Origin of the sequence: Brevundimonas sp. NPDC007368, assembly GCF_042869015.1 — a bacterium.
Classification (GTDB): domain Bacteria; phylum Pseudomonadota; class Alphaproteobacteria; order Caulobacterales; family Caulobacteraceae; genus Brevundimonas.
Map to the genome: position 1 here is coordinate 575765 of NZ_JBIAFA010000002.1, position 10275 is coordinate 586039.

10 protein-coding genes and 1 tRNA gene are annotated in these 10275 nt (G+C 67.5%); 7 read left to right on the plus strand and 4 right to left on the minus strand.

Annotated features, from left to right (window positions below; translation table 11 throughout):
- The first annotated feature begins 42 nt into the window (after positions 1 to 42).
- Entirely contained in the window at positions 43 to 255 is a 213-nt protein-coding gene (locus ACFYLW_RS06450) for a hypothetical protein (protein WP_313472003.1), read from the plus strand.
- A gap of 11 nt (positions 256 to 266) precedes the next feature.
- On the opposite strand, the gene ACFYLW_RS06455 is transcribed toward ACFYLW_RS06450, so the two are convergent.
- Positions 267 to 358: transfer RNA gene (locus ACFYLW_RS06455), tRNA-Ser, on the minus strand.
- 136 nt (positions 359 to 494) lie between these two features.
- Here ACFYLW_RS06455 and ACFYLW_RS06460 point away from each other — a divergent pair.
- The 5 genes from ACFYLW_RS06460 to ACFYLW_RS06480 are packed head-to-tail and all read left to right on the plus strand — an operon-like array spanning position 495 to position 6115.
- Complete coding sequence (locus ACFYLW_RS06460; RefSeq protein WP_312061888.1) at positions 495 to 2051, plus strand: exopolysaccharide biosynthesis polyprenyl glycosylphosphotransferase; 1557 nt, start codon at positions 495 to 497, stop codon at positions 2049 to 2051.
- Positions 2051 to 3502 carry a lipopolysaccharide biosynthesis protein gene (locus tag ACFYLW_RS06465; protein WP_312061886.1) on the plus strand — a complete coding sequence of 484 codons (1452 nt, stop codon included), beginning with the start codon at positions 2051 to 2053 and terminating at the stop codon, positions 3500 to 3502. Before ACFYLW_RS06460 ends, ACFYLW_RS06465 begins: the two co-directional genes overlap by 1 nt.
- On the plus strand, positions 3499 to 4431 hold the full coding sequence (locus tag ACFYLW_RS06470) for a glycosyltransferase family A protein (RefSeq protein ID WP_312061884.1): 933 nt from the start codon (positions 3499 to 3501) through the stop codon (positions 4429 to 4431). The genes ACFYLW_RS06465 and ACFYLW_RS06470 overlap by 4 nt, the downstream gene beginning before the upstream one ends.
- Positions 4428 to 5171, plus strand: a complete 744-nt coding sequence (locus ACFYLW_RS06475; RefSeq protein ID WP_312061882.1) for a polysaccharide deacetylase family protein — start codon at positions 4428 to 4430, stop codon at positions 5169 to 5171. The genes ACFYLW_RS06470 and ACFYLW_RS06475 overlap by 4 nt, the downstream gene beginning before the upstream one ends.
- Positions 5168 to 6115, plus strand: coding sequence for a glycosyltransferase family 2 protein (locus ACFYLW_RS06480; protein ID WP_312061880.1), 948 nt, complete (start codon positions 5168 to 5170; stop codon positions 6113 to 6115). The genes ACFYLW_RS06475 and ACFYLW_RS06480 overlap by 4 nt, the downstream gene beginning before the upstream one ends.
- Here the strand turns inward: ACFYLW_RS06480 and ACFYLW_RS06485 are convergent.
- Complete coding sequence (locus ACFYLW_RS06485; protein WP_312061878.1) at positions 6112 to 6813, minus strand: hfsB; 702 nt, start codon at positions 6811 to 6813, stop codon at positions 6112 to 6114. The two genes, ACFYLW_RS06480 and ACFYLW_RS06485, sit on opposite strands and share 4 nt — an antisense overlap.
- Positions 6814 to 6869: 56 nt before the next feature.
- Positions 6870 to 8315 carry a GumC family protein gene (locus ACFYLW_RS06490; RefSeq protein ID WP_390182930.1) on the minus strand — a complete coding sequence of 482 codons (1446 nt, stop codon included), beginning with the start codon at positions 8313 to 8315 and terminating at the stop codon, positions 6870 to 6872.
- A gap of 118 nt (positions 8316 to 8433) precedes the next feature.
- On the opposite strand from ACFYLW_RS06490, the gene ACFYLW_RS06495 reads away from it, so the two are divergent.
- Entirely contained in the window at positions 8434 to 9153 is a 720-nt protein-coding gene (locus ACFYLW_RS06495; protein WP_312061876.1) for a polysaccharide biosynthesis/export family protein, read from the plus strand.
- A 13-nt stretch (positions 9154 to 9166) separates the two neighbouring features.
- Here ACFYLW_RS06495 and ACFYLW_RS06500 read toward each other — a convergent pair whose 3' ends face one another.
- Positions 9167 to 9874, minus strand: coding sequence for an IPTL-CTERM sorting domain-containing protein (locus tag ACFYLW_RS06500; RefSeq protein WP_312061875.1), 708 nt, complete (start codon positions 9872 to 9874; stop codon positions 9167 to 9169).
- Positions 9875 to 10275 lie beyond the last annotated feature (401 nt).

The following is a 10275-nucleotide window of genomic DNA, read 5'->3' on the forward strand; positions in this document are numbered from 1 at the left end:
CCCCCTAGGATGCCCGGCAAAGCTGATGCGAGAGGCCGTGCCGTGAACCCTCAACTGTCCCCCGACGACGCTCATCTGAACCACCTGTGGAAGGCGGCTTTCGGTCAACCCATGCCGGTCATCGGCGCGCCGGATATCGTGCGGCGCATCCTGCTCCAGAACGGCGTCCCGGCCAGGGACCTGAACCATTCCGCTTCGAGCAGGCCGGAACCCTCGCTCGCCCCGAAGGGCGCCAAGGCGAAAGATCGGCAATGACAGGAAGTTTCTGGCGGAGACGGAGGGATTCGAACCCTCGGTACCCCTTACAGGGTACGACGATTTAGCAAACCGTTGCCTTCAGCCACTCGGCCACGTCTCCGGCAGGCGGCGTGGATAGCGAGTCCTTGGACGCTGCGCAACGGGGGAGCTGAATTCTATCGCGTTAACGGGGGATAGACGTGCGGCGTGCAAGGAAATAGCGGATATATGAGCTTCTGGATCACGCCGTTCGCCCCATGACGTCCGCCGAAAACCTACTCCCCACAGCGGACGGCGCCGGTCTTCGGGTGCGACGCACCACTGATTCGGGATCGACGGCGCGCGATTCGGCGCCCACTCCCGGTCGTGCGCGGCGCGGCCCTTTCCGACCCGACCTCTGGCTGAACACACGTCAGCGCAACGCCGCGCGGCGGCGCGTCTTCTATTTCCGGGTTGTCGATGTTCTGGGAGTCAGCGCCGCGGTCATCGCCGGCCTCGCAGCGCTTGCAGGCGGCGCACCGATGGCCGTGCGTCTGATCGACGCAACGCCCCTCGTACTGGGCGGAGCCGCCATTCTGGGCCTTCTTCGATCCCTGGGCCTTTACCGCTTCGACAAGGGGCACGGCTTCCCGTCACACCTTGGCGCGGTGGCCTGTGTCGCCGGCATCGGCGCGGCTCTGACCGCGGCGCTGGGCTACGGCCTTCACGGCGCGGCGACGCCCTGGGCGGTCTATGGTCGTTGGAGCGTTGGGGTTCTGGCCCTGCTGCTGACCCTGCACGCCGGCTGGAGCCTCATGGTCGCAGACTGGCGACGCAGGGGCGCGCTCACCCCCAATATCGCCGTGGTCGGCGCGACCCGCCATGCCGAACGCCTGATCCGTGAAGCGCTGCAACGACGCGACGTGAATGTTCTCGGCGTGTTTGACGACCGCCTGGCGCGATCGCCCGACGCCGTAGAGGGCGTGCCGGTCCTGGGCGAAGCCGACGCCCTGTTGAATCATCGGCTGACCCCCTACCTCGATCGGATCGTCCTGGCCATCGACCCCAAGGCGGAAGCGCGCGTGCGAGACCTGACCGCCCGCCTGAGCGTCCTGCCTATCAGCCTGACGCTGCTGATCGATCCGAAAACAGCAGAACAGCGCAACGCGGCGCTGGAGAAGCTGGCCCAGGCGCCGATGGCTCCGCTCGAAGGACCGCCCGATCTGGAGCGCCGCGCCTTCAACAAGCGACTGCAAGACATGGTGCTGGCGTCCATCGGACTGGTGCTGCTGTCGCCGGCCCTGCTGCTCATCGCCCTGCTGGTCCGGTTGGACAGTCCCGGTCCGGCGATGTTCCGCCAGCGTCGACACGGCTTCAATCAGGAAGAGATCGTGGTGTGGAAGTTCCGCACCATGCGGCACGCCGACGCCGATGCGACCGCCAGCCGCCAGGTCACGGTCGGCGACGACCGCATCACGCGCATCGGTCGCTTCCTTCGCGCCACCAGCCTGGATGAGTTGCCGCAGTTGCTCAACGTCATTCGCGGCGAGATGTCCTTGGTCGGGCCCCGCCCCCACGCCATCGGCATGAAGACCGGCGAGGTCGAGTCGGCCCGGCTGGTCGCGGACTACGCTCATCGCCACAGGATCAAACCGGGCATGACCGGCTGGGCTGCCATCAAGGGCTCGCGCGGGCCCATGCATACCGCGCCCGAAGTGCGTCGCCGCGTCCAGCTCGACATCGACTACGTCGAGCGCCAGTCCTTCTGGCTGGATCTCTGGATCATCGCCGTGACCATTCCCGTCCTGCTGGGGGACCGGATGGCGGTACGCTGATGTTCTGGCGCGGAGTGCTGGGCTACCTGCCCGCCAACATCATCCAGGGCGTCGTCGGCTTCCTGGCCATCATCGTCTATACGCGCCTGCTCAGCCCCGAGGATTTCGGCCGCTACGCCCTGGCCTTCTCGGTCATGACCATGGCGCACGTCGCGACCTTCAGTTGGCTGGAAGCCGCCATGGCGCGTTTCTGGGCCGCCCAGCGCGACGGGGCCGACATGGCCAGCCATTTCGCCAGCCTGTACCGCACAACCTTCATCATGACCGGCCTGTTCCTGCCCCTGGCGGGCCTGGTGATCTGGCTGTGGCCCATGCCCGAAGGCTTTCGCCTGCCGATCGCCGTGGCCCTGCTCGGCATTCCCGTGCGATGCCTGACCAAGCTGGCGCAGGAGCGCTATCGCGCGGCTGGCGAAGTGCGCAAGGCCGCCAGCCTCGACATCTGGAACACCCTGGCCGGCTTCGGCGTCGGCGCGGCCTTCGCCCTGTCCGGCGGGGGCGCCTCCGCCCCTCTGGCGGGCCTGCTGATCGCCCCCCTGTTCGCCCTGCCCTTCATCCTGCCCGCTGAACTCAGCGAGGCCCGTCGGGGCCGCGTCGATCGCGAGCGTCTGAAAACCTATGCGGTGTATGGCTATCCCATCGCCGCCTCGCTGGGCCTGGCCCTGGTCCTGGCGTCGACCGACCGTTTCCTGCTGGCCCTGTTCATGGACGAGGCGGCGGTCGGCGCCTATCACGCGGGCTACAGCATCGCCAATCGGACGCTCGACGTCCTGTTCATCTGGCTGGGGACGGCGGGTACGCCCGCCCTCGTCATGGCGCTGGAACGCGGCGGACGCGAGCAACTGGTCAAGGCCGCGCGCGAGCAGGCTTCGACCCTGATCCTGATCGGCCTGCCCGCCGCCGTGGGCGTGGCCCTGGTGGCGCGCCCCTTGTCCGAGTTCATGATCGGCGAGGATTTGCGAGACGCCGCGACCCTGGTCACCCCGTGGATCGCCCTGTCGGCCCTGCTGTCGGGCGTGACGGTTTACTATTTCCATCAGGCCTTCACCCTGGGTCGGCGCACCGGCTGGCTGCTGGCCGCCATGAGCGTCCCGGCCCTGGCCAATGTCGCGCTGAATATCGTGCTCATTCCCCCTTTCGGCGTTCTCGGCGCCGCCTGGGCCACGGCCGCCAGTTTCGCCATCGGCCTGGTCGCGTCCTGGGCGATGGGTCGGCGCGTCCTGGCGCTGCCGGTGCCGTGGACCACCTTGATCCAGTGCGGCCTGTGCTGCGTCGTCATGGCCTGCGCCCTCTGGTTCCTGCCCCCCATCGGCGGCTTTCCCGAACTGATGCTGGACGCCTCGGTCGGGGCGACGGTCTATGGCGCCTGCGCCTTCGCCATCAACGCCGGCGGCGTCCGCGATCTGGCCCGCCGCCTTCGTGGCGCGGTTCAAGCCCGCAGGGCCGCCGCATGACCGCCGCCGTTCACGACAACCTCGCCTGGTTTTCGGCCCGCCCGGCCCTGTCGGTGCTGATCCCCTTCCTGAGAGACGACCCCGAGACCTTGATCGAGCTGCTCGACCGGGAAGCCTCAAGGCTGAACGGGGCGGCCGAACTGGTCCTTCTTGACGACGGCACAAACGACCTCGACCTGACAAGGCGCCTGATCGCGCGGATCGAGGCCAGCACCCTGCCGATCCGCCTCATCTCCCTGTCGGAAAACGAGGGCCGGTCGGTCGGTCGCAACCGGCTGGCGGCCTCGGCGCGCGGATCAAGCCTGCTGTTCCTCGACGGCGACATGCGCCCCGATGATGACCGCTTCCTCACGACCTGGGCCGACCTGGCTGCGACAAGGGACACCGCCGTCGCCTTCGGCGGCTTTTCCCTGCTGCAAGCCCCGGACGACGCCCGCTTCGCCGTTCATCGCAGCATGGCGGCGCGCTCCGACTGCACGCCCCGCGAGCAGCGCGCGCTTCAGCCCGAAAAGCACGTCTTCACCTCCAACCTGCTGGTCCGTCGCGACGTGTTCGAGACCGAGGCCTTCGACACAGGCTTCAGCGGCTGGGGCTGGGAAGACGTCGAATGGGCCATGCGGGTCTCGCGCCGCTTCAAGGTCGAGCACATCGACAACCCGGCCACCCACATGGGTCTGGACACGGTCGACAGCCTGGCCGCTAAGTACGAGCAGTCCGCGCCCAACTTCGCCCGCGTGGTGGCTCGCCATCCCGATTTCGTAGCGGCCTATCCCAGCTACCGCGTCGCGCGGCGTCTGCAGGCCGTGCCGGGTCTCAAGGCCATCCGCCCGCTGTTCAAACAGGCCGCACGCCTGCCCATCCTGCCCGTCGCCCTGCGCGCCTTCAGCCTACGCCTCTACCGCGTTGCTCTCTATGCGGAGGCGATATGATCCAGCCCTACACCCCCGATGTCAGCCTTATGGGCAAGCTGCGTCGCCGCTTCGCCCGACTGACTCACCAACGCCCGGCACGCCTCGGCCTGACGCAGCCCACCGTCAGCTTCACTTTCGACGACATTCCCGCCAGCGCCGCTCACGCTGGCGCAGCAGCCCTCGAGAAGCACGACGCGCGCGGCACCTTCTACGTCTGCGCCGGCCTTTTCGGACAAGAGGGACATATGGGCCGCTTCGCCGACGCCGCCGAGATCAGCGCCCTGGTCGATCAGGGGCACGAGGTCGCCGGCCACACCCTAAATCATGTGGACTGCCACCGTACGGCGCCTGCGGACCTGAACGCGGATCTGGACACCAACGACGCCGCCCTGCGCCGCCTCGGCGCACACCCCGTCCATTTCGCCTATCCCTACGGCGAGGTCTCGCCGCGCGCCAAGAAGCAGCTCGGCGCCCGCTATGCCTCGCTACGCGGCGTCCACAAGGGCCTGGTTCATGACGGCGGCGACCGCAACCAGTTGCCCGGCGTCGGCATCGAGGGCGCCGACGGCGAGTTGGTCGCGCGCAGCTGGATCGACCGCGCCGTGGCCGAAAAGGCCTGGCTGATCCTCTACACCCACGACGTACGTGAAACGCCGTCGCCCTGGGGCTGCACGCCCGTCGCACTGGAGCGGCTCATCCGCCACGCCCGCGCAGCCGGATGCGACATCCGCACCGTGGGCGAGGTTTTGAGCACATGACCGCCGACGTCGCCGTCATCATCCCGACGCTGCGGCGCCCGGAAAGCCTGGAGCGCGCCGTCCGATCGGTGCTCGCCCAGACCGGCGTGTCGGATCGCCTGAGAGAAATCGTCGTCGTCGACAACGATCCTCAGGCCAGCTCACGCGACACGACGGCGCAGCTCGCCGAGGAAGCTGAGATTCCGATCATCTGGCGACACGCTCCGCGCCCCGGCGTCGCCACCGCCCGCAATGCCGGGCTGGCCGCCACGACCGCGCCGCTGATCGCCTTCCTCGACGACGATGAAGCCGCGTCGCCCGGTTGGCTGGCCGCCTTGCTCACGGCCCAGACGGCGACCGGCGCCGACGCCGTTTTCGGCCCGATCCGCGGCCGCGTGCCGGACGGAATCGGCTGGACACGCCCCTACCTGGAGCGCTTCTTCGGTCGCGAAGGCCCTGACCGGACCCAGTTGATCGACGCGCCTTACGGCTGCGGCAATTCCCTGTTGGTGCGGGCGACCGCCCTGCCCGGCGCCGCCCCCTTCAACGCCGCCGCCGATCAATCCGGCGGCGAGGACGACGCCCTGTTCGCGGCGTTGGCGGCCCGCAGCGGCCGCTTCGGCTGGGCCACGAACGCCTGGGTCGATGAGTTTACGCCGCCGCACCGCGCCACGCTGCGCTACGCCCTCACGCGAGCCTTCGCCTATGGTCAGGGTCCCAGCCAGACCGCCGCCGCCGCGCGGGACTGGTGGGCGGTCACCCGCTGGATGGCGGTCGGCGCGGCACAGGCTGCTGTCTGGGGCGCCGCAGCGCTCGGACTGACCCTGGTCGCCAGCCCTCGTCGTGCAGATATGCTGGATCGCTGCGCGCGCGGGATCGGAAAACTGTTCTGGATGAAGGGCTTCGAACCGCATTTTTACGGCACGCGCGAACTGGCGCGGCTGGAGCGCCAGGCTTCGTCCTAGCCCGCCAGGCGTCTCAGGATCGACGGCGGCGTCCAGATCGAGCGGTTCATCACCACCCCGGCGATATGGCCGCCCACAGCGTCGATCTCGTCTCGCAGGACCACGGGATCGCCCGCTGCTGTCGTTTCTGCCGCCACGACGATGATGGTGGCGTCGACGAAGGGGGCCAAGGTGATCGCCATATCGCTGCGGTCCGCGGCGGGTGTATCGATGACGACAGTGTCGGCATGAGTCCGTAACGCGTCCCAGTAGCGGGCTTCGCCCAAGGCCTCGACCCGCTGGCCGGCGCGCGTCAGTTCCATATGGAAACGAGTGACGAACAGACGCCCCCCCAGACAGGCTCGCGCCGTCATCAGGCGCGCCGGAGCGACCGGTCGTCCGTCCCGGCCTCGCATGGGCGGGGTCACCACATAGAAGGCCGACCCGTCGGGCGAAGCCTGCACCGGCATGGTCAAGCGCCCGAACCGCTCGGGTTCCGCCCCAATGGCGTCCATCTGGCCCTGCTGCGCCAGATCTCCGTCGATCAACCAAACCGGCTTCCTGGCCCGGACCGCCGCCAGCCGCGCGTACTCGCGCGCCACGGTCGAGGTTCCTTCGCCCGACGTAGCCGAGACGAACTGGATCACGCGGCCACGATGCGCCGAGGCCGGCCCCAGCGCCGCCCACAGTCCCGCCATTTCCGTCGTCAGATCGACCATTCGAATCGGTTACACGCTCGCCCTCAAGCGGTCAGCCTAGCATGGCCGTCCGCCGATCAGGCGCGCTTCATCGGCGCGACGGCCAGCACTGGCAACTGCAACGTGCGGCTGGCCGTGGACGGCGTCGAGAAGCCCTTGCGCAGGAAGACACGCAGCAGGCCGACGCACAGCGCCGTGAACCCCGCGAACAGGAAGGCGGCGATCAGCAGCAAGGCCTTCATGCTCTTGCCCTTGGACGGAGGCTGGGCGCGCTCGATGACCGTGACGTTATCGGCCCCGGCCTTGACCAGCTCGTTATCGGCGCGGCTCTGGGTCTCGCGCAGCTGGAATTCGCGGATCGAGGCGGACAGAACCTCGCGATTGCCCGACAGGGTGGCGTTGCGCGACTCCAGCTCGGTGAGGCGGGCCTGACGCGCGCGCAGATCCACCACCTGGCGGTCCAGAACAGCCAGACGCGCCGCAAGGGCGTCACGTTCCGCCTGGGCGTTGATCCGCGTGGTCTCCAGCTCGACCCAGATGGGATTCGGTCCGGTGCGAACCTCCTTGGCGCCCACCGCGGTGCCGGTGCCGACATAGGACTGCAACTGGGCGATCTGGGTTTCGATCTCACGGACCGGCGCCGCATCGGGCTGATAGCGCGCCAGCAAGCTTTCACGCTGGGTCCGCAGCTGCAGAATCTGGTCCTGCGCCGAAATGTTCAGATCCTGCTGCAGGGCGATTTCCGCCGGCGTGCGGTTCTGTTGGGCCACCAGGGTCGCCAGCCGTTGCGACGCCTGGTTCAACTGCGCCTGTACATTCATTCGTTCCGCAAAGACCGACTGATAGGTTCCGGCCAAGGTCGCCTTCGCCGTCGCGAAGTCGCCGATGTCGTTGCTGCTCAGGAAGGCCTCATAGGCCCGGTCGGCGTCCGCCAGTTCGCCCTCGAAGGTCTGGCGCTGCGTCTGGATGGCGGGGGTCGCTCGGTCCTGAAACACCTCCCGACGATAGGTCAGGTACTGGTCGATGACCGTATTCAGAACCCGCGCCGACAGGGCGGGATCATCGCTCTTGTAGGACAGACCGACGACCGGGCTCAGCGGCGCGGCCGTCACATCCAGACCCGCGCTGACAGCGCGCACGGCCGAGGCTTCCTGCTCCTGCAACGTTCCGGTTGCGGGATGCCCTTCCTGGAAAGTCTCGACCCCCAGAACACGGACGACCCGCTGCTTGACCTCCAGGCTGTTCAGAATGGCGGCTTCCGATTGCGCCACCTCGCCCGCGGCGGGCGGCGTGGCGCGGTCGGTTGCGCCCACGCGCGGCTGATAGACGTATTCCTGGCCCACGCCGACGAACAGACTGGCGCCGGCCGTGTAGGTCTTCTTCATCGTCAGCGCCGCCGCCACGCCGATGGCGAACAGAACGGCGAACACCAGCACCATGATCCACAGCTCGCGCAACAGCAGCGCCACGACGTCGATGACGCCGTATCGCGGTCGGGCTGCAGCATAGGCTGTCGAACGCATGAACCAGGGGATTCCGTTGAAGTCGATCGCACCTTTGCGGCCTGTGCGTTAACCACGCGTTACCCATAACCGTTCAGCTTCACCTTCAGTCCGCATTCTCAGCCAGGTCGCCGCCTCCATGATGCCTGATCGCCGCTTCGTCCTGATGGCCCTGGCCGCCGGCCTGACCGGCTGTGGCGCCGCCGCTGCGGATGACGCTCGCCGCATTCAGGGCGTTCCCTCCGACCGCTTCCCCGACATCGACTTCGCCGACTGGACCGATGTCGAGCCCGAATACCTGTTGTACCCCGGCGACGAGATCGAGGTCGCGACCCCCACCGCCTCCGAACTCACCCGCCAACTCAAGATCGGACCGGACGGGCGTATCTCCCTGCCCCTGCTTGGCCACGTCATGGCGGCAGACCGCACCTTGTCGCAGCTCGAGTCCGATATTTCAGCGGGTTACGCCACGCAGCTCAGACGCCCCGAGGTCGAGGTCACCCTGCGCCTGGCCGGCCCGCTCAAGGTCTGGGTCGACGGCGAGGTGCGCAATCCGGGCGTCTTCGACATGCCCGGCGATATCGACGCCTATCAGGCGGTGATCCAGGCCGGCGGCGCCCTGCCCTCGGCCAAGACCCGGCAAGCCGCTCTGATCCGGCGTGGACCGGGCGGCGTGCGCATGATGCGCGTGGTGGATCTGCGCCCCCGTCAGGGCGAGGCGGTGGCCCTGCGACGCGGAGACATCATCTTCGTCCCGCGTTCGACCCTGGGCGAACTGGCAGCCTTCTTCACCCTGTTCCGTTCAGCCCTGCCGATCGGCTTCAGCTACGCCCTGAACGGCGGCTACGCCTCGACCTGATCCCGTCGCCCGTTCAGGCCGCACGACGCCGAAACTGCAGGTGAAGCGCGGCTCCTCCCGCCAGGGCGAGGCCGAGCAGAATCATCGCCCACTCCGACAGGGTCGGGACCGCAGCAGGCGCCGGAGGGATGAAGCTGACCGCGCCGAAGGCATCGGCCTGGTTGCTCTGACCCGAGAAACTCCAGCAGGCGTCCGCTCCCGCGGCCGCACTCAGCGCGCCGCCGACACCACGGGCGCCGCAGATCGCATTGTTCATCACCGAGGCTTGGGCTGGCTGAAAATAGGCTGTGCTTACCCGCGACGACGCGTCGTTAGAGTCATTGATCGTATAGGGCGCGGTTCCATGAAGCCGCTGAAACTGGAACGAAAAGGAGGTCAGTGCGCCGGCGGCGTTGGTGCTCACCCTGGCGATTCCGATGCGCCCTTCGGCGCTCGCCGAACTGAAAACCTGCTGGCCGTCATTGATGGAATAGGCCGTGATCTGTGTACCGACGTCAGCATTGGTCAGATTCGCGGCCAGAGGCGCGGCGAAGGTCACCGTTCCGCTCATGCTTTGCGCGGCTGTGTAGGTCAGCCCGCAATTCCCCACAGCGCAAGGCCCGTTGCTGAGGTTGGAATAGTTGGGCGTCGCCAGGGTATATGTCGCCGGCGCGGCAAAAACCGGAGACGCCGCCATGAGCGCCAAGGCGCCGACAGCGCCGAACAATGCGTGCTTGATCATCCGCCCCTCCAACATCGATCACAGTTATCCAACAAGGACGCTGAAACCGTCAATATGAAAGGAAGCAGGCCGATCGGCCAGCGCGCGCTGCGGCGGCGTTCCATGGTCGGGGCGAGAGGATTCGAACCTCCGACCCTCTGGTCCCAAACCAAGGCGAATGCACTAAAAATCTGATACTTAGCTGTAAAACTGGGCCATTACGACCTCAAGTACAGCAAGGGTTTCAGCCAAGGGTGTAAAACCGTTGGGGTCGGACCGACGCGATATGTCCGCGTTGGGGAGCACTTCCAAATTCCGCTTTCGACCGAGGCCGTGTAAAAACCTGTTGGGCCACGGGGAGACGGTAGTGGCGACGAGGCGCGGAGCGCCTCCTTCTCAGGCTCTGATCGCTTCCATCAGGG